At 68.6% G+C, this 18,922-nt stretch carries 15 protein-coding genes; 11 read left to right on the forward strand and 4 right to left on the reverse strand.

Going from position 1 to position 18,922, the window contains the following annotated elements:
* Positions 1-96 precede the first annotated feature (96 nt).
* From HV798_RS17625 to HV798_RS17635, 3 genes are read left to right on the forward strand one after another with little or no spacing between them, the layout of a single operon-like run.
* A complete protein-coding gene (locus HV798_RS17625) occupies positions 97-465 on the forward strand; it encodes a COG4315 family predicted lipoprotein (RefSeq protein WP_025137263.1) in 369 nt (122 codons plus the stop codon).
* A gap of 31 nt (positions 466-496) precedes the next feature.
* Positions 497-1,009, forward strand: coding sequence for an RNA polymerase sigma factor (locus HV798_RS17630; RefSeq protein ID WP_025137262.1), 513 nt, complete (start codon positions 497-499; stop codon positions 1,007-1,009).
* 1 nt (position 1,010) lies between these two features.
* On the forward strand, positions 1,011-1,826 hold the full coding sequence (locus HV798_RS17635; RefSeq protein ID WP_175194018.1) for an anti-sigma factor family protein: 816 nt from the start codon (positions 1,011-1,013) through the stop codon (positions 1,824-1,826).
* A gap of 19 nt (positions 1,827-1,845) precedes the next feature.
* Here the strand turns inward: HV798_RS17635 and HV798_RS17640 are convergent, their stop codons facing one another.
* The 4 genes from HV798_RS17640 to atzF form a co-directional block, all read right to left on the reverse strand.
* Positions 1,846-2,277 (reverse strand): hypothetical protein, encoded by a 432-nt coding sequence (locus HV798_RS17640; RefSeq protein ID WP_175194016.1) that lies wholly within the window; start codon positions 2,275-2,277, stop codon positions 1,846-1,848.
* Positions 2,278-2,815: 538 nt separating this feature from the next.
* The gene (locus HV798_RS17645) at positions 2,816-3,532 is read right to left on the reverse strand and encodes a GntR family transcriptional regulator (RefSeq protein WP_175194163.1); all 717 of its coding nucleotides are present in this window, start codon (positions 3,530-3,532) and stop codon (positions 2,816-2,818) included.
* A gap of 2 nt (positions 3,533-3,534) precedes the next feature.
* On the reverse strand, positions 3,535-7,170 hold the full coding sequence (gene uca, locus HV798_RS17650; protein ID WP_175194014.1) for an urea carboxylase: 3,636 nt from the start codon (positions 7,168-7,170) through the stop codon (positions 3,535-3,537).
* 27 nt (positions 7,171-7,197) lie between these two features.
* Positions 7,198-9,033: an allophanate hydrolase gene (atzF, locus tag HV798_RS17655; RefSeq protein WP_175194012.1), complete on the reverse strand. Its 1,836-nt coding sequence runs from the start codon at positions 9,031-9,033 to the stop codon at positions 7,198-7,200.
* A 359-nt stretch (positions 9,034-9,392) separates the two neighbouring features.
* Between atzF and urtA the strand changes: the two genes are divergently transcribed.
* From urtA to HV798_RS17695, 8 genes are all read left to right on the forward strand, one after another.
* Positions 9,393-10,646 carry an urea ABC transporter substrate-binding protein gene (gene urtA, locus HV798_RS17660; protein ID WP_175194010.1) on the forward strand — a complete coding sequence of 418 codons (1,254 nt, stop codon included), beginning with the start codon at positions 9,393-9,395 and terminating at the stop codon, positions 10,644-10,646.
* A 21-nt stretch (positions 10,647-10,667) separates the two neighbouring features.
* The gene (urtB, locus tag HV798_RS17665; RefSeq protein WP_175194008.1) at positions 10,668-12,299 is read left to right on the forward strand and encodes an urea ABC transporter permease subunit UrtB; all 1,632 of its coding nucleotides are present in this window, start codon (positions 10,668-10,670) and stop codon (positions 12,297-12,299) included.
* A complete protein-coding gene (urtC, locus tag HV798_RS17670) occupies positions 12,296-13,423 on the forward strand; it encodes an urea ABC transporter permease subunit UrtC (RefSeq protein WP_175194006.1) in 1,128 nt (375 codons plus the stop codon). Before urtB ends, urtC begins: the two co-directional genes overlap by 4 nt.
* Positions 13,420-14,259 (forward strand): urea ABC transporter ATP-binding protein UrtD, encoded by an 840-nt coding sequence (urtD, locus tag HV798_RS17675; RefSeq protein ID WP_175194004.1) that lies wholly within the window; start codon positions 13,420-13,422, stop codon positions 14,257-14,259. The genes urtC and urtD overlap by 4 nt, the downstream gene beginning before the upstream one ends.
* 1 nt (position 14,260) lies before the next feature.
* Entirely contained in the window at positions 14,261-14,959 is a 699-nt protein-coding gene (urtE, locus tag HV798_RS17680) for an urea ABC transporter ATP-binding subunit UrtE (RefSeq protein WP_175194002.1), read from the forward strand.
* A 43-nt stretch (positions 14,960-15,002) separates the two neighbouring features.
* Complete coding sequence (locus HV798_RS17685) at positions 15,003-15,401, forward strand: DUF2946 domain-containing protein (protein WP_175194000.1); 399 nt, start codon at positions 15,003-15,005, stop codon at positions 15,399-15,401.
* A gap of 181 nt (positions 15,402-15,582) precedes the next feature.
* Entirely contained in the window at positions 15,583-17,784 is a 2,202-nt protein-coding gene (locus HV798_RS17690) for a TonB-dependent receptor (RefSeq protein WP_175193998.1), read from the forward strand.
* 7 nt (positions 17,785-17,791) lie between these two features.
* On the forward strand, positions 17,792-18,922 hold a 1,131-nt coding region (locus HV798_RS17695; RefSeq protein ID WP_175216482.1), incomplete at its 3' end, for a PepSY domain-containing protein.

Consider the following 18,922-nt stretch of genomic DNA (forward strand, 5'->3'; position numbering starts at 1 on the left):
CTCGCGGAAATATTTTTGCGCCGGGTGGAATATCGCCGCCCCGGCCGGCGTCTGTAGAGGGCAGTCCCCCACTTTCCTATCTACGCGAGGCACGACATGCGCAATCAAATCGCCGCAGCCCTGGTTCTCACCTCTGCCGCCCTGTTCTCGGCCGGCGCCCACGCCCAGGCCGTCAAGACCCAGGACGGCGTCCTGGTCAACAGCGCCGGCATGACCCTGTACACCTTCGACAAAGATGCCGGCGGCAAGAGCGCCTGCAACGACCAGTGCGCCAAGATCTGGCCCCCGGTCACCGCCGCCGCCGACGCCAAGGCCTCGGGCGACCTGACCGTCATCACCCGCGACGACGGTTCCAAGCAATGGGCCTACAAGGGCAAGCCCGTCTACCTGTACGCCAAGGACGCCAAGCCCGGCGACAAGACCGGCGACAACTTCAAGGACGTCTGGCACGTCATCAAGCCCTGATCCGGATCGCCTGGCCCATCCGCATCAGACCATGCGCGCCGAAGACGAAGCATCGATCCTGGCCTGCATCCCCAGCCTGCGGCGTTACGCCCGCGGGCTGACGGGCGACCCCCACCGGGCCGACGACCTGGTGCAGGACACCCTGGAGCGCGCCTGGAGCCGCTATTCGCGCTGGCAACGGCGCGGCGAACTGCGGGCCTGGATGTTCGGCATCATGCATAACCATTTCATCGACGGCGTGCGCGCGCACCACCGGCAAGCCGGCGAGGCCAGCACCAGCGACCTGCCCGACGTGCCGGTGCGCGCCACCCAAACCGATCACCTGGAGGTGCGCGACCTGGATCGCTGCCTGCAAGGCCTGCCCGCCGAACAGCGCGAAGTGCTGCTGCTCGTCTGCGTCGAAGACCTGTCCTATCAGGAAACCGCCCACGTCCTGGGCGTGCCCATCGGCACCGTCATGTCGCGCCTGTCGCGTGCCCGCGAACGGCTCGGCGCCCTGATGCAAGGCCAGGAACCCGCCGGCCGGCTCCATCGCGTGAAATGACATGAACGACAAACGCCTCCACCCCGTTCCCGCCGCCGGCCACCCCATCACCGAAGCCGACCTGCACGGCTATGCCGACGGCCAGCTGCCGCCCGGCCGCCACGCCGAAGTCGACGCCTACCTCGCCGCCCACCCGCAGGACCTCGCCCGCGTCCACGCCTGGCAAGCCCAGCGCCGCGCCCTGCACGCCCTGCTCGACCCCGTCCTGGACGAACCCCTGCCCCTGCGCCTGCCCCTCGCGCCGCCCGCCCGCCACCTGCCCTGGCGCGCCCTGGCCGCCGGCATCGCCATCGCCGCCATCAGCGCCAGCGCCGCCTGGCTCACCCGCGGCGCCCTGGACGCCCGCCACCTGCAATCCGCCCTGGCCACCGCCAGCCCCGACCACACCGCCGGCGGCTACGCCCAACGCGCCGCCATCGCCCACGCCGTCTACGCCCCCGACATGGGACGCCCCGTGGAAGTCAGCGGCGACAACGAAAAAGCCCTGGTCACCTGGCTCACCAAACGCCTGGGCGCCCCCGTGCGCGCCCCCAACCTGTCCCACGCCGGCTACGACCTCGTCGGCGGCCGCCTGCTACCCGGCGGCACCGGCCCCGTCGCCCTCTTCATGTACGGCGCCCCGGACGGCCAACGCCTGACCCTCTACGTCACCCGGGAAGCCACGGGCGGCCAGACCGCCTTCCAATTCACCCAGGAAGGCCCCGTGCGCGTCTTCTACTGGGCCGAAGGCCAATTCGGCTACGCCCTGTCGGGCGCGGTCAGCCGAGACGAACTACAAAGAATCTCGCAAGAGGTCTACAACCAGCTGCAAGGCTAGCGCGCGTCAGAACACAGGCTCAACACAAGCCCTGATCACGATACTCACCCGGCACACCCAGCACGGCGCAAAACTTGCGGCTTTCACCGGAATAAGTGTGCGTAGCGTGAATGGTCAGCGTGGCCCCCGCCAACCCGACCTTCTTCGGATTGCAAGACCAGAAGCCGCTGGAGATCTCGTCGTACGGCGCCCTGGCAACGAGACGCGCCGGCTGCCCGGGCGACTTCTTTCCCGACGCCTCAGTGGCCACCCACTCGATCCAGACACGGCAGCTCACATGCTCGAACCCCACGTTCTCCAGGATCACCCGATACGAGCCCTGCCCATCGCCGGACCGCCAACTTCCGCCAGCCAGCGTCCCCAGGACCTCCGCTTGATCTGCGTCAGTCTCCGCGACGCACGGCGCCGCCACCAGCAACGAAAGGCTCAGCAACGCAGCAAGAATTTTCATTTTTCAGATGGCCTGCCGAGAATCGGCGTGAAAGAAATGATGGACGGCGCGGCTCCCCCCATTCTTCGTCATTCACATCACTCAGACACGGGCGGCACCTTGCCATTCCCCAACGATAGCCGCTCCCCGCCCAAGCTCATAACAAGCTCCAGCCAAAATCGCAGACACAGCCAACGCGCGCAGCGTCCACCGCCCCAACGCCCCACCACCGCGTAAGCCGCAGAAGGCCGCCCGCGCGGCCGATTGCGGCGGGCCCCGCACCCCCACCGCCCCCCCCCCCACCGCTGAGCAAACCGCCAGCAAACACCGCCCCCATCGTCGCGACCCACGGTGCGAGCGCCGGGCTGCGGCGGCCGGGTGGGCGCGGGGCGTGTAGATTGCGCCCGAGGGAATCGGAAGGCAGTCGCCGGAGGCGACAACGACGATGACGAAGGGGCAGTCCGGAGCGAAGGCTCCGGACCGCAATCGTAGCCCCGCGCCCACCCGGCCGCCGCAGCCCGGCGCGCCTAAAGAACCCCACCCACCAACCCAAAAAAACTCACCCCCGAGCCTCAAAAAGCATATGCAAAGTAATCTTCCGAACCTCAGCCTTGCTCATCTCAATATGCCCCCGCAACATCCTCCCCGCCGCCTCCCCCCGCCGCCCCAACACCGCCCGCAAAATCGCCCCATGCTCCTCATACGTCGCATCCACCCGAAACTCCTTCGTGAAATCCAACCGCCGAACGATCCGGATCTTCTCCGTCACCTCCCGATGAATCAACGCCATCTCCGGATTCCCCGCCGCCGCCACCAGAGAACAATGAAACGCCTCATCCAGCTCAGCCACTAACCGCCCATCCAGAATCCGCTGCGCCGGCGGCACCAGCCACACGTCAGTCAGCGCCCCCAGCATCCCGTTCTCGTCCATGTGCTCCCGCGCACACAGCCGTTCCACCGCCGCCAGTTCCAACACCACCCGCACATCGTAGAGCGCCTCGAACCGCTCGAAATCGAACGGCCGCACCTGCCAGCCGCTGCGAGGGCTGGGCAGCACAAAGCCTTCCCGCTCCAGCCGCGCCAGCCCCAGCCGCACCGGCGTGCGGCTCACCCCCAGCCGCAACGCCAGTTCCGCCTCCGTGAAACGATCCCCCGGCAGCAGCTGGAAATCGAACAGCTCGTCCTTGATGCGCTGGTACACCTGGTCCGCCAGCGACCCCGCCAACGTCGGCGCCTGCCGCAACGCCGGACTGATCCGCACCGATTCGCCCGCCATGGTCAGGTCACGGGGCACGTGGCGTCTTCCGCCAGCACGATCAGCGGGTCGCCCGCGTTCACCGGCTTGCCCGGCACGCAGCGGATGGCCGTCACCGTGCCCGATGCCGGTGCGATCACCGACAGTTCCATCTTCATCGCCTCGACCACCACCAGCGTATCGCCCGCCGACACGCTCTGGCCCACCTGCACCGGAATCTTCCAGATATTGCCGCACATGTCCGCGCTGACCAGCCGCTCGCCCTCACGCAGCGCCGTCTCCGGCTCCAGTTCGGCTTCGACCGGCGCCGCCGCCACGTCTTCCGTTTTCCACAGCGCCACCTCGGCATCGAATGCCGTCTTCTGGCGCGCCTGGAACACCGCGATGCTGTCTGCCTGCTCTGCCAGGAAACGCTGGTGCGCTGCAAAATCGAACATCTCTTCCTCGATCCGCACCGTCGCCCGGCCCTCGCGGAAATCCTCGCGCAGCGTATCCAGCTCGGCCTCGCTAACCGGGTAGAACCGCACCTGGTCGAAAAAGCGCAGCAGCCACGGCTTGCCGTCCTGGAACACCGGGTTCTTCAGGAACTTGTTCCAGATCGGCAGCGTGCGGCCCACCAACTGATAGCCCCCCGGCGAATCCATCCCGTAGATGCACATGTACACCCCGCCGATGCCCACCGTGCCTTCCGCCGTGAACGTGCGGGCCGGGTTGTACTTCGACGTCAGCAGCCGGTGGCGCGGATCGATCGGCACCGCGCACGGCGCCCCCAGGTACACGTCGCCCAGCCCCATGATCAGGTAGCTCGCATCGAACACAATGCGCCGCACGTCCTCGCGGCTGGCCAGTCCGTTGATGCGCTGGATGAAATCCACATTGTTCGGCAGCCACGGCGCGCTGGCGCGCACCGTTTCCTGGTAGCGCTGCACCGCGCCCAGCGTCGCCGAATCCTCGAACGCCATCGGCAGGTACACCACACGGGTCGGCACCTCCAGCGTCGCCACGTCCGCCAGCCCGGCCTCGATCTCAAGCAGCCGCGCAATCAGCGCGTCTTGCCGGATCACCCGGCTGTCGTAGCGGATCTGCAGCGAGCGCACGCCCGGCGACAGTTCCTGCACGCCGTCGATCGGCTGCGCCGCCAGCGCATCCATCAGCAGATGGATGCGCATGCGCAGCGCCAGGTCCAGCACGTTGTCGCCGTATTCCAGCAGCAGATAGCCGTCGCCCGCCTGGCGGTACGACACCGACGGACGCGCGCCCTCGGCTGGCAAGGCCGCCACGATGGTTTCCGAGGCCGTCTGCGGCACCGCGACAGGCGTCGTGGCCTGCGGTGTCACGCGGCCCAGCGTCTCTACGCTCTGGTCCTGCGCCACTTCCCGCGCCACCGCGTCGGCGTAATCGATGCGCACGAAGCGGATGCGGTCGCCAGGCTTGACCTGGCCGACCTTCCACAGTTCGGCACGGGCAATCGTGACCGGGCAGACAAAGCCGCCCAGGCTGGGGCCGTCGCGCGTCAGGATCACGGGGCTGTCGCCCGTGAAGTTGATGCTGCCGATGGCGTATTCGCAATCGTGGATGTTGGACGGATGCAGGCCGGCTTCGCCGCCGTTCTCGCGCGCCCAGGTGGGCTTGGGGCCGGTCAGGCGCACGCCCAGCCGGTTCGAGTTGTAGTGCACTTCCCAATCCGCGGCGAAGAATTCGTCGATGGCTTCGGGCTGGAAGAAATCCGGCGCGCCGTGCGGGCCGTACAGCACGCCGATTTCCCAGGTGTTGCCATAGGTGGGAATCAATTCGGGTGCCGCCGCCTGCGGCACGGCCACGGGCGGCGCGGCGTTGGCCGCCGGCAGCCCGGGTTGCACCACGGGCAGCATGTCGCCCACCCGCAGCGTGCGGCCGGCGTGGCCGCCGAACTGGCCCAGCGCAAAGGTCGAGCGGCTGCCCAGGTACACCGGCACATCCAGCCCGTTGCGCACCGCCAGGTAGCTGCGGCAGCCGGACACGGCCCGCCCCGTCGCCAGCACCTGGCCGGAACGCACCGTCACCGGCCGCCACATCGGCACCGGCTCGCCATCCAGCGTGGCGGCGCATTCGGCGCCGGTCAGCGCGATCAGGGCATCGCCATGAAAGCGCAGCGTCGGGCCGACCAGCGTGGCCTCGATGCCGGCCGCGTCCGGCGCGTTGCCGACGATGCGGTTGGCCAGGCGAAACGCGTAGTCGTCCATCGGGCCCGACGGCGGCACGCCGATATTCCAATAGCCGGTGCGGCCCGGGTAGTCCTGCACGCTGGTGTAGGTGCCGGCTTCCAGCACTTCGATGGCGGCCGGCCGGTAGGCAAAGCTGTCCAGGAAACGGGTCGACAATTGCGCCGCGCGAAAGCGCGCATCCGCCACGATCTGGCGCAGGTAGTCCAGGTTGGTGGCGATGCCGTGCAGGCGCGTGCGGGCCAGCGCATCGGCCAGCTTGTCCAGCGCCGCTTCGCGCGTGTCGGCGTGCACGATCAGCTTGGCCAGCATCGGGTCGTAGAACGCCGGCACCTCGGTGCCCGTCGCCACCCAGCCGTCCAGGCGCACGCCGTCCGGGAAATACACGTCGGTCAACACGCCGGGCGACGGCTGGAACTGGCGCAGCGGATCTTCCGCGTACAGGCGTACCTCGATGGCCGCGCCCTGCGGCGCACGCGTCATGGCATCGAAATCCAGCGGCTCGCCGGCCGCCACGCGCAGCATGCATTCCACCAGGTCCAGCCCCGTCACCGCTTCGGTCACCGGGTGCTCGACCTGCAGGCGCGTATTGACCTCCAGGAAATAGAAACTGTCGCGCGCCGGGTCGTAGATGAATTCCACCGTGCCCGCCGACCGGTAGCCCACCGATGTGCCCAGCTTCACTGCGGCGTCCAGCAAGGCCGCGCGGGTCGCGGCCGGCAGCCGCGGCGCCGGGGTTTCCTCGATCACTTTCTGGTTGCGCCGCTGCACCGAGCAATCGCGCTCGCCCAGCGCCACGACACGGCCCGCGCCGTCGCCGAAGATCTGCACTTCGACGTGGCGCGCGTTGTCCACATAGCGCTCGATGAACGCCCCGCCGTCGCGAAAGAAGTGTTCGCCCATGCGCTGCACGCTGTCGAACGCCACCGTCAATTCGGCCTCGTTCTCGCAGCGCGACAGGCCGATGCCGCCGCCGCCCGCGGTGCTCTTGAGCATCACCGGGTAGCCGATGCGCTCGGCCTGCGACAGCGCTTCGCCCAGGCTGGCCAGCAGGCCCGTGCCCGGTGTCATCGGCACGCCGGCCTCGGCCGCCAGCTCGCGGGAACGGTGCTTCAGGCCGAACTCGCGGATCTGCAGCGGCGTCGGGCCCACGAACGCAATGCCCGCCGCTTCGCAGGCCTCGGCGAATTCGGCGCTTTCCGACAGAAAGCCGTAACCGGGGTAGATGGCCTGCGCGCCGTGCGCACGGGCCGCGTCCAGCAGCAGGTCCATGCGCAGGTAGCTGTCGGCGGCCTTCTCGCCGCCCAGCGCCACGGCCACGTCGGCCTCTTTGACGTGGGCCGCGTTGCGGTCGGGATCGGAATACACGGCAACGCTGCGGATGCCCAGGCGTTTCAGGGTACGAATGGCGCGGACGGCGATTTCTCCGCGGTTGGCGATCAGGACGGTATCGAACACGGGGCGGCTCCCAGGGGCGGTCTTGGATTAACGGGGGGTGGCGTTCAGGCTGGCGAGATAGGCACGCCAGCCGCCGAAGTCGGTGATGTCGCGCGCACCGAGCAGGCCGCGCGGCTCGCAGATGAAGCCCTTGACCAGGCGGCCGTCATGCAGCTCCAGCGTGCCGATGCCCAGCGGCGCGGGAATCTCGGCCACGAAGGCGCCAAAGGCGGCCACGGGGATATCCCACAGCTCGACCTCGATCGGCGCACCGCCGTCGGACTTCACCAGCCCGGGCTTGGGCGGCGTGGTGTTGGCCAGCGCATACAGCCGGTAATCGGCCGCGGTGCGGGTCTTTTCCACCAGCACGGCGCGGCGGGACGTCAGCTGATGATTCAACGGCATGCCCGTCAGGTGGGCGCCCACCACGGCCACGCGCAAGGTGTTCGGGTCTGCCGGCTGGGGCGCTGCCGCCGGCAACGGCCGGCCCGTGGCGCCCAGGGGCAAGCCGCGCTGCGCCTGCCACTGGCGGCCGAACTGCGCCAGCGCGCGGTCCTGCCAGGCCAGGCCGATCACGGTGATGCCCGCCGGCAGCCCGTCGGCGCGCATGCCGGCCGGCAGCGCCAGCGCCGACAGGTCGGCCAGGTTGGCAAAGTTGGTGTACACGCCCAGCTGCGAATTCAGGCGCACCGGGTCGGCCTGCAACTGCGCGATGGTGTAGATGGACGGCGACGTCGGCACCACCAGCGCATCGAAGCCTTGCAACGACTGCTGGATCTGGCGCGTCAATTCGGCGCGGCGGTATTCGGCCTTGAAGGCATCCAGCGCGCTGTAGTTCGCCGCGCCTTCGACGATGCCACGCACCACCGGGTGAATCGCGGCGGGGTGCTCTTGCCACAGGGACTCGACCGCGGCGAAGCGCTCGGCCACCCACGGCCCCTGGTACAGCAGCGCGGCCAGTTCGGCATACGGCGCGAAGTCGATCGTCTCGACCTGGGCGCCGCTCGCCTTCAAGGCTTGCAGTGCGGCCTCGAAGGCTTCGGCCGCTTGCGCATCGCCGAAGAACTCCAGGCGGTCGGGAATGGCCAGGCGCGGCGCCTTCGGCCACGGCGCGGCGGCGCCTGCCGGCTGCGCGCGCGAATAGGCATCGCGTTCGTCGTAGCCGCCCGCGATGCCGGCCACCTGCTCGGCATCGTCCACCGTCAGCGCGAAGATCGACACGCAATCCTGCGTGCGGCAGGCGGGCACCACACCCGCCGTGCTCAGCCAACCCTTGGTGGGCTTGAGGCCGACGATATTGTTGAAACCCGCGGGCACGCGGCCGGACCCGGCCGTGTCGGTGCCCAGCGAAAACGCCACCAGGCCGCGCGCCACCACCGACGCCGAGCCCGAGCTGGAACCGCCGCTGATGTAGTCAGGATTGAAAGCGTTGGCCACCGCGCCGTGCGGCGAACGGGTGCCGACCAGCCCCGTGGCGAACTGGTCCAGGTTGGTCTTGCCCACCAGGATCGCGCCGGCTGCGCGCAGGCGCCGCACCACCGTCGCGTCTTCGTCAGGCGTGTAGGCGAATTTGGGGCAGGCCGCCGTGGTGGGCCAGCCGGCCGCATCGATGTTGTCCTTGATGGCGAACGGCACGCCGTACAGCGGCAGCCGCGCCACGTCGCCGCCCGCCGCCGCCAGCAGCAGGCGCAGGTCATCCAGCTGGCGCGCCAGCACGGCGGGGCTGACCCGCGTGATCCAGGCGTTGTCGGCCGGCGCGGCCGGCGTCTCGGCCAGGGGCATCAACAGCGCGTCGGGGGTGGCGCCGCCCTCGCGATAGGCAGACAGCCATTGCGTGATCGTCCAACCGGTCGTGGGGCCCTGCGGCGTTGCTACGGCATTCATGCTGGAATCCTTTCTTGTATACAAGTACGGATACCCAAGCAATACGCGTGCCATGTTGGCCGCGGGCCGCAACCTTCCCTCTGACGCAAGGTGCCGCCGGCCCGCGACGCGTTCCTTTGCCCTCGCCCATGCGCCCGCGATGCGCACCCGCAACGGGCAACCGGCGCACCGGTTTTGTGCACGCGGCACCAGATTGAACCGCGCACGGCGCCGCCAGCGGCCGCCACCGCGTCATCGAAAACCCTTCCCCTTACTACAGCGATGTCGCCTTGCCGAGCGGTTGGCACGGCTTTTGCTTTGAAGTCCTGGTCACGCCCATGCCGCCGGCGCCGCCGGCTTCTTCCTCCTCAGGAGTCACCATGAAACGCAGACTAGTCCTTAAGCAACTGACCGCCGTGAGCCTGTTGGCCCTGTCCGGTTGGATGCCGCAGCTGTACGCCGCCGAAGACACCATCAAGGTCGGCATCCTGCATTCGCTGTCGGGCACCATGGCCATCTCGGAAACGTCGCTCAAGGACGTGGCCCTGATGACCATCGATGAAATCAACGCCAACGGCGGCGTGATGGGCAAGAAGCTGGAAGCCGTGGTGGTCGACCCTGCATCGAACTGGCCGCTGTTCGCCGAGAAGTCGCGCCAGCTGCTGGCTCAGGACAAGGTGGCCGCGGTGTTCGGCTGCTGGACCTCGGTATCGCGCAAGTCGGTGCTGCCGGTGTTCAAGGAACTGAACGGCCTCTTGTTCTACCCGGTGCAGTACGAAGGCGAAGAGCTGGAAAAGAACGTGTTCTACACAGGGGCTGCGCCCAACCAGCAGGCCATCCCGGCGGTGGAATACCTGATGAGCGAAGACGGCGGCGGCGCCAAGCGCTTCGTGCTGCTGGGCACCGACTACGTCTACCCGCGCACCACCAACAAGATCCTGCGCGCCTTCCTGCATTCCAAGGGCGTGAAAGACAGCGACATCGACGAGGTCTACACCCCGTTCGGCCATTCCGATTACCAGACCATCGTGGCCAACATCAAGAAGTTCGCCGCGGGCGGCAAGACCGCCGTCATCTCCACCATCAACGGCGATTCGAACGTGCCGTTCTACAAGGAACTGGGCAACGCCGGCCTGAAGGCCACCGACGTGCCGGTGGTGGCGTTCTCGGTCGGTGAAGAAGAACTGCGCGGCGTGGACGCCAAGCCGCTGGTGGGCCACCTGGCCGCCTGGAACTACTTCGAATCGATCAAGAACCCGGTCAACGAGGCCTTCATCAAGAAGTGGCAGGCCTATGCCAAGGCCAAGAACCTGCCCAACGCCAGCACGGTCGTCACCAACGACCCGATGGAAGCGACCTACATCGGCATCTACATGTGGAAGCAGGCGGTCGAGCAGGCCAAGACCACCGACGTCGACAAGGTGATCGCGGCCATGGGCGGCCAGACGTTCAATTCGCCCAGCGGCTTCAAGATCGAAATGGACAAGACCAACCACCACCTGCACAAGCCGGTCTACATCGGCGAGATCAAGGCGGACGGCCAGTTCAACGTGGTGTGGAAGAGCAAAGGCCCCATCCGCGCGCAACCCTGGAGCCCGTACATCCCGGGCAACGAAGGCAAGCAAGGTCTTTAAACCGGAACCGGACACGCAGCCATGCTGAATGCGGCTATCGCGAAATTCCTGCGTTATTTCCTGCTTGCATGGCTGCTGGCCGCGCCGGCGCTGTCCGCTCACGCGGCGGCGCCGGGCGTGGACCCGGCGCTGCTGGCCCCCTTGGCCGGCGACGACACCGACGCCAAGCTGCAGGCGATTGCCGCCCTGGGTCAACTGCCCGCCCCCGGTGCGGCCGCCGTGCTGCAGGCGCTGGGCGACGACCAGCTGTACGCGCTGCCCGATGGCCGCGTGCTGATCGGCAGCGGCAAAGGCCCGGCCACCGACGCGGCCACCGGCGCGGCGACCGAGCTGCCCGCGGGTGCCGCCACCATCGGCATCAACAACCGGCTGCGCCGCGCCATCGAAGCGGCGCTGGCGGGATCGCGACTGTTTTCCGACAACCCGCAGGAACGGCTGGCCTCTGCCCGCCGCCTGCAACAGACCGGCGACCCGGCCCGCCTGCCGCTGGTGGAAAAGGCCCTGGCGGCCGAAAAGAACGAGGCCGTGCGCGCCGCTCTGGAAATCGCGCAGGCCAATCTTGAACTCAAAAGCGCCGACCCCGCCGTGCGGCGTCACGCCGTCGACCTGCTGGGGCGCACCGACAACGCGGCCTTTCGCCCCACGCTGGCCGCGCTGACGCAGCAGCAGGACGGCGTCTACGCCGAACCCGATGCCGGCGTGCGCGAAGCCGCGGCCAATGCGCTAAAGCGCATCGACCGGCACCTGGCCACCATCGAATGGGCCGGCAACCTCTTTTACGGTCTCAGCCTGGGCAGCGTGCTTCTGCTGGCGGCGCTGGGCCTGGCCATCACCTTCGGGCTGATGGGCGTCATCAACATGGCGCACGGCGAACTGCTGATGATCGGCGCCTACGTCACCTACCTGGTGCAGACGGCGTTTCGCGCGTGGCTGCCAGGCTGGCTGGACTGGTACGTGGCCGCGGCGCTGCCGCTGGCCTTTGTGTTCACCGCGCTGGTGGGCATGGCGCTGGAACGCACCGTGATCCGCTGGCTGTATGGCCGGCCGCTGGAAACGCTGCTGGCCACCTGGGGCATCAGCCTGATGCTGATGCAGGGCGTGCGCACGCTGTTCGGCGCGCAGAACGTGGAAGTGGGCAACCCCAGCTGGATGTCGGGCGGCATCACGGTGCTGGGCGGGCTGGTGCTGACCTACAACCGGCTGGTCATCATCGGCTTTGCGCTGTTCGTGGTGTTCCTGGTGTGGGCGCTCTTGAACCACACGCGGCTGGGCCTGTTCGTGCGCGCCATCACGCAGAACCGGCGCATGGCCGATTGCGTGGGCGTGCCCACCGGCCGCGTCGACATGCTGGCGTTCGGCCTGGGGTCCGGCATCGCGGGGCTGGCGGGCGTGGCGCTGTCGCAGCTGGGCAACGTGGGCCCGGACCTGGGCCGCGGCTACATCGTCGATTCCTTCATGGTGGTGGTGCTGGGCGGCGTGGGCCAGCTGGCCGGCACCGTCATCGCCGCGCTGGGCCTGGGCGGCGTGAACAAATTCCTGGAGCCTTACGCGGGAGCCGTCATGGCCAAGATCACCATCCTGGTGCTCATCGTGCTTTTCGTGCAGAAGCGGCCGCAAGGCCTGTTCGCCCCGCGCGGCCGGAGCGTCGAATGAAACAGACCGCCCTGACCGACCTGACCTTGCAGGCGCATCGTCCGCTGTACAGCGGACGCGCCTGGATCGCCCTGGCCGCCGCCACGCTGGCGCTGGCGCTCTTGCCGCTCTTGAACCTGGTGTTTCCCGCCGGCCATCCGCTGCACGTCTCGGCCTATGCCGTGGCCCTGTTGGGCAAGTTCATGTGCTACGCCATGGCGGCCCTGGCGCTGGACCTGGTGTGGGGCTACGCCGGCATCCTGTCGCTGGGCCACGGCCTGTTCTTCGCGCTGGGCGGCTATGCCCACGGCATGTACCTGATGCGCGCCATCGGCAGCGACGGCGTGTACCAGAGCCGCCTGCCGGACTTCATGGTGTTCCTGGACTGGAAGGACTACCCCTGGTACTGGGCCTTCACCGAGCACTTCGGCTACGCCATGCTGCTGGTGGTGCTGGTGCCGGGCGTGCTGGCCTTCGTGTTCGGCTACTTCGCGTTCCGCTCGCGCATCAAGGGCGTGTACTTCTCGATCATCACGCAGGCGCTGACGTTTGCGGCCATGTTGCTGTTCTTTCGCAACGACACGGGCTTTGGCGGCAACAACGGCTTTACCGACTTCAAGCGCATTCTGGGCTTTGACATCACGGCCCCCGGCACCCGCGCGGCGCTGTACTGGATCACGCTGGCGGCGCTGGCCGCGGCCCTGGTGCTGGCGCGCGCGGTGACGCAGTCCAAGCTAGGCCGCGTGCTGACGGCGGTGCGCGATGCCGAAAGCCGGCTGCGCTTCATCGGCTACGACCCGCTGGGCTTCAAGCTGTTCGTGTGGACGCTGTCGGCCGTGCTGTGCGGCATTGCCGGCGCCTTGTACGTGCCGCAGGTCGGCATCATCAACCCCAGCGAGATGTCCACGGAGAACTCGATCGAAATGGTGATCTGGGTGGCCACCGGCGGGCGCGGCACGCTGATCGGCCCCATCCTCGGCGCGGGCGTGGTCAACGGCCTGAAGACCTGGTTCACCAGCGTGCTGCCCGAGTTCTGGCTGTACGCGCTGGGCCTGATCTTCGTCCTGGTGACCCTGTTCCTGCCCACCGGCATCGTCGGCCTGGCGCGCCGCCTGGCCTCCCGCTACCAGGAGCGACGCGCATGACCAGCACGCATTCCGAAACCGCCATGCTGGACGGCGGCCCCAGCGGCGACGCCGGCTACGGCCGCGTCAGCCCCAAGGGCCTGGACACCAGCCACGGCGCCATCCTGTACCTGGAAGGCATCACCGTCAGCTTCGACGGCTTCAAGGCGCTGAACGACCTGACGCTGGACATCGGCGTGGGCGAGCTGCGCTGCATCATCGGCCCCAATGGCGCCGGCAAGACGACCATGATGGACGTCATCACCGGCAAGACCCGTCCCACCGCCGGCACTGCTTTTTTCGGCCAGAGCATCGACCTGACCACGCTGACCGAAGCGCAGATCGCCCACGCCGGCATCGGCCGCAAGTTCCAGCGGCCCACGGTGTTCGAACAGCACAGCGTGTTCGAGAACCTGGAACTGGCGATGAAGACCGACAAGCGCGTGCGGCCCACGCTGTTCTCGCGCCTGACCGGCGCGCAGGCCGACAGGATCGGCGAAACGCTGGACCTGATCCGCCTGCGGCCCGAAGCCTTCCGCCCGGCCGGCCTGCTGTCGCACGGCCAGAAGCAGTGGCTGGAGATCGGCATGCTGCTGATGCAGGAACCGCAGTTGCTGTTGCTGGACGAACCGGTGGCCGGCATGACCGATGCCGAAACCGAACGCACCGGCGAACTGCTCAATGAATTGCGCGGCCGCCATTCGCTGATGGTGGTCGAACACGACATGGACTTCGTCAACCAGATTGCCGGCGACGGCAAGGTGACGGTGCTGCACGAAGGCTCGGTGCTGGCCGAAGGGCCGATGGCGAAAGTGCAGGCCGACCCGCGCGTGATCGAAGTCTATCTGGGGCGCTGACATGCTGAACGTATCCACCATCGACCAGTACTACGGCGGCAGCCACACCTTGCGCGGCGTCTCGCTGGCGGTGAACCAGGGCGAATGCCTGGCGCTGCTGGGACGCAACGGCGTGGGCAAGACCACGCTGCTCAAGTGCGTGATGGGCGTGCTGCCCGTGGCCAGCGGCGCCATCGCCTTCGACGGCGCCGACATCACCCGGCTGGCGCCGCACCAGCGCGCCGCGCGCGGCATGGCCTACGTACCGCAGGGGCGCGACATCTTCGCCCGGCTCACCGTGGAAGAGAACATCCTGATGGGCATGGCGACCAAGCCCGCCGCGCGCGCCCGCCGCATCAAGGAAGAAGTGTTCGAGCTGTTTCCGGTGCTCAAAAGCATGCTGGCCCGGCGCGGCGGCGACCTGTCGGGCGGGCAGCAGCAACAGCTGGCGATCGCCCGCGCGCTGGTGGCCGAACCCAAGCTCATCATCCTGGACGAACCCACCGAAGGCATCCAGCCGTCCATCATCAAGGACATCGCGCGGGTGATCCACATGCTGCGCCAGCGCGGCGACATCGCCATCCTGCTGTGCGAACAATATTTCGACTTTGCCCGCGAACTGGCCGACCGTTTCGTGGTGCTGTCGCGCGGCGAAGTGGTGGCCAGCGGCGACCGGACGGCCATCGACGGCGAGGACGTGCGGCGCCACCTTTCCGTCTGAGGCGCCTTTTAGTGCCAACGGAGCCTGGATATAATGCGCCGTCATGCACCTTGCCCACTTCCTGAACCGCGGCTACGCCTGGATCGCCCTTGTCGCGATCCTGTGGGCGTCCCTGGTTCCGTCGTTGGCGCATGGCAGCCATGCCGAGGGCGGCGCCAGCCGCCAGGTCACCGTCGACTACTGCGCCCCTGAAGGCAAGTCGTCGCTGACCATCGACGTGCAGGGCGACGACACCCCCGCCGACCACGCGGCGCACCACGGCGACAGCACCCACTGCCCGTTCTGCCGCAATCCCCAAGCCGACATCGGCATCCTGCCCGCGCCGCTGCTCGTCTTGCGCGCCCCGCCCGGCCGGGTCAGCTATCCGGCGCTGTTCTACCGCGCCTCGCATCCTCTCTACGCCTGGAGCGCGGCCCAGCCGCGCGCCCCGCCCGCGGCTTGATCCCGCGCGCAGGCCGCCGGCCCGGCTGACGGGCAGGCCCTGCGCCGCATTGCGCTTGAGCCCCCCCGCCGGCCGTTTTCGCGCGCTGGCGGCATTCCGGAAATCATCGCCCGTCCCCGACGCCGCCCCTGTAAGCGGCGCGGCCCGCGGGCGCGCAAGCCGGCCCCCGCCGGCCTGGATCATGAAAAAAACCTACGCAGCCTCTTTGCTGGCCGGCGCCTGCGCGGCCAACCCCGCGCTGGCGCTGACCACCGACCCCGCCATCGAAACGCTGGCCGCCACCGTGGTGGAAGGCGACGATGCCGACGGCAAGCCCAACGGCCCGCTGGACCTGAACCGCATCGACGGCACCGGCAGCCGCCTGGGCCTGACCCTGCGCGAAACGCCCGCGTCCGTCACCGTTATCAACCGCGCCCAGATCGAGGCGCGCGGCTCGCAGAACACCCAGGAAATCGCCCGCGGCATCCCCGGCGTGGACAACGCCTCGCCCCCGGGGTCGGCCGGCTCGGTCAGCTACCGGGGTTTCAGCGGCGGCCAGGTGTCGCAACTGTTCAACGGCATCTCGGTGCAATACGACTCGGCCGCAGCTCGGCCGGTGGACAGCTGGATCTACGACCGGGTCGAGGCCATCGGCGGCCCGTCGACCTTTCTGTTCGGCGCGGGCGCGGTCGGCGGCGCCATCAACTACGTCACCAAGCTGGCCCAGCGCGACACCTTCTACGAAGGCCAGCTGCGGTGGGGTTCCTACGACACGCGCCAGGTGTCGGCCGGCATCAACCAGCAACTGGCCGGCTCGCCGGGCGGGCGCGGCCATTACTTGCGCATCGACGCCAACAACACGTCCAGCCGCGGCTGGGTCGACGGCAACCACTCGAACGCCACGCAGGTCGCGGCCTCGTTGCTGTCGGACCTGGGCGACGACGTGACGCAGACCTGGGCCTTCGAATACCAGCGCGAGCGGGTCGAGCGGCCCTATTGGGGCACGCCGCTGACGGTGGGCGCGGACGGCAAGGTCACCGGCGAAGGCCACATCCGCGGCGGCACGCGGTTCAAGAACTACAACGTCGATGATGGCCTGTACGAGCAATCGGTGCTGTGGGCCCGCTCGCTGACCGAATGGCGCGCGGCGCCCGGCGTGACGTTCAAGAACACGCTGTACTACTACCGCGCCGAGCGCGATTTCCGCAACCTCGAAACCTACCGCTACAACGCCGCCAACAGCCGCGTGCTGCGCTCGGGCGCGCTGTTGCAGCGGCACGAGCAAAGCCTGGTCGGCAACCGGGTCGAAGGCCTGGTCGAATCCACGCTGGCCGGCTTGCCCAGCAGCTGGTCGTTCGGCGCCGACCTCAGCGTGAACAAGCAGACGCGCTACCCCACCAGCCTGCCCGCCACGGTCGACGCGGTAGACCCCTACGATTTTTCGCCCGGCTATTTCTACGACATTCCCGGCATGACGCGCGGCCACAATCCAGACCGCGACAACCGCATCCGCACGCTGGCCTTCACGCTGGAAAACCGCACCGAGGTGCTGCCCGGCGTGGCCATCGTGTCGGCATTGCGCCGCGACTTCATCGACCTGGACCTGACCAACCGCCGCGCCGTCTCGGCCAGTTCGCCCGCGTCCGCGTCGCGCGACTATTCGCCCACCACCGGCCGCCTGGCCGTCAACTGGGCAGTCACGCCGCAGGCCTCGTTGTATGCGCAGTACGCCACCGCCGCCGATCCCCCGTCCGGCATCATGGCCACGGCCTCGTTCGCCGACGTGCTGAACAACGACAAGCTCACTACCGGCACGCAGAAGGAAGTGGGCGGCAAGTTCGAGTTCTGGGACGGCCGCGGCACGGCCACCATTGCGGCCTACGAGATCACGCGCAAGAACATCTCGGCGCCCGATCCCAACAATCCGGCGGTCAGCGTGCCGGTGGGCCAGCAGTCGGCCCGCGGGCTGGAACTGGCCGGCGGCCTGCGCCTGACGCGCACGCTGTCGCTGCAGGGCAACGTGGCCTTCGTCAACCCCAAATACGACGACTTCTCGCAAACCGTCAACGGCGTGGCCGTATCGCGCAACGGCAACGTGCCCACCAACACGCCGCGCCGCGTGGCCAACCTGTGGCTGGACTACGCCTTCCTGCCCGACTGGAACGCCAGCGTCGCCGCGCGCTACGTGGGCCGCGCCTATGCCGACGCCGCCAACACCGTGTGGGCGCCGTCCTACACGATCTTCGACGCGGCCCTGTCGCACCGCATCGACCGCCACTTCACCGTCACCGGCCGGGTGCGCAATCTGACCGACAAGGTGTACGCGGCCAACGTCACCGGTACGCCCATGTATTACCTGGGCGCGCCGCGTACGTTCGAACTGTCCGTGCAAGCCCGCTTCTGAGGCCGCCATGACCGCCATCCATCCCGCCCGTCCCCGGCCCGCGCCACCCGCCTGGTCCACCCGCGCCAAGCGCTGGCTGTACCTGATCCACCGCTGGGCCGGCATCGTGCTGTGCCTGTTCTTTGCCATGTGGTTCGTGTCGGGCGTGGTGATGATGTACGTCGGCTACCCCAAGCTCACGCCGCACGAGCGCATGACGCACCTGGCCCCGCTGGACCCGGCGCAAGTCACCGCCACGCCCGCCCAGGCGCTGGCGGCGGCGGGCGCCCGGGACGCCCAGGGCCTGAGCCTGGCCGCCGTGCGCGGCGGCGCACCGGTGTACCTGGTGCCGGCGGGCCGCGGCCAGGCGCCCAAGGTGGTGGATGGCGCCAGCGGCGCCTTGCTGCCGCGCGCCGACGCCCAGGTCGCCACCGCCAGCGCCGCGGCCTGGTTCGGCGGTGACTACGCCGCGCACTACCAGGGCGAGGTCGAGGAAGACGTCTACACCCATTCCGGCGCGCTGGACTCGCATCGCCCGCTGCACCGCATCGACCTGGACGACCCCGACCACACCCGCCTGTACGTGTCGTCGGCCACCGGCGAGGTGGTGCTGGACGCCACCCGCAGCGAACGGCTGTGGAACTACGTCGGCGCCTGGATCCATTGGCTGTACCCGTTTCGCGGCAACCTGTTCGACCCCTGGTGGCACGACATCGTGGTGTGGCTGTCGGTCATCGGCGTGGCGGTGGCCGTGACCGGCACGGTGGTCGGCATCCTGCGCTGGCGCTTTTCGCGGCCCTACGCCAGCGGCAGCCGTTCGCCCTACCGCGACAACATGATGCGCTGGCACCACCTGAGCGGCCTGCTGTTCGCCGTCATCACCATCACGTGGATCTTCAGCGGGCTGATGTCGATGAACCCGTGGAAGGTCTTCACCAGCGACGCGGCGCCGCTGGCGATGAATGCGTATGCGGGCAGTCCGCCGGCCGCCGCGGACCGTGCCGGCGCGGCAGTCGGCACACTGGCTGCCGCGGCGTCGACCCAAGCGCAGCAAGCGTCGCCCGCCGCGCTGATCCGCGCCCTGCCCGCCGCCCCGCGCGAACTGCGCTGGAGCCGCGTGGACGGCCAGGACCTGGTGCTGGCCCGCAGCGGCCCCGGC

It is taken from the genome of Achromobacter deleyi (assembly GCF_902859705.1).
Classification (GTDB): Bacteria; Pseudomonadota; Gammaproteobacteria; order Burkholderiales; family Burkholderiaceae_B; genus Achromobacter; species Achromobacter deleyi.

Excerpts from the sequence above, each read along its gene's own strand:
- HV798_RS17625 (WP_025137263.1), top strand. The coding sequence starts at position 97 with ATGCGCAATCAAATCGCCGCAGCCCTGGTTCTCACCTCTGCCGCCCTG.
- HV798_RS17630 (WP_025137262.1), top strand. The coding sequence starts at position 497 with ATGCGCGCCGAAGACGAAGCATCGATCCTGGCCTGCATCCCCAGCCTG.
- HV798_RS17635 (WP_175194018.1), top strand. The coding sequence starts at position 1,011 with ATGAACGACAAACGCCTCCACCCCGTTCCCGCCGCCGGCCACCCCATC.
- HV798_RS17640 (WP_175194016.1), bottom strand. The coding sequence starts at position 2,277 with ATGAAAATTCTTGCTGCGTTGCTGAGCCTTTCGTTGCTGGTGGCGGCG.
- HV798_RS17645 (WP_175194163.1), bottom strand. The coding sequence starts at position 3,532 with ATGGCGGGCGAATCGGTGCGGATCAGTCCGGCGTTGCGGCAGGCGCCG.
- atzF (WP_175194012.1), bottom strand. The coding sequence starts at position 9,033 with ATGAATGCCGTAGCAACGCCGCAGGGCCCCACGACCGGTTGGACGATC.
- urtA (WP_175194010.1), top strand. The coding sequence starts at position 9,393 with ATGAAACGCAGACTAGTCCTTAAGCAACTGACCGCCGTGAGCCTGTTG.
- urtB (WP_175194008.1), top strand. The coding sequence starts at position 10,668 with ATGCTGAATGCGGCTATCGCGAAATTCCTGCGTTATTTCCTGCTTGCA.
- urtC (WP_175194006.1), top strand. The coding sequence starts at position 12,296 with ATGAAACAGACCGCCCTGACCGACCTGACCTTGCAGGCGCATCGTCCG.
- urtD (WP_175194004.1), top strand. The coding sequence starts at position 13,420 with ATGACCAGCACGCATTCCGAAACCGCCATGCTGGACGGCGGCCCCAGC.
- urtE (WP_175194002.1), top strand. The coding sequence starts at position 14,261 with ATGCTGAACGTATCCACCATCGACCAGTACTACGGCGGCAGCCACACC.
- HV798_RS17685 (WP_175194000.1), top strand. The coding sequence starts at position 15,003 with ATGCACCTTGCCCACTTCCTGAACCGCGGCTACGCCTGGATCGCCCTT.
- HV798_RS17690 (WP_175193998.1), top strand. The coding sequence starts at position 15,583 with ATGAAAAAAACCTACGCAGCCTCTTTGCTGGCCGGCGCCTGCGCGGCC.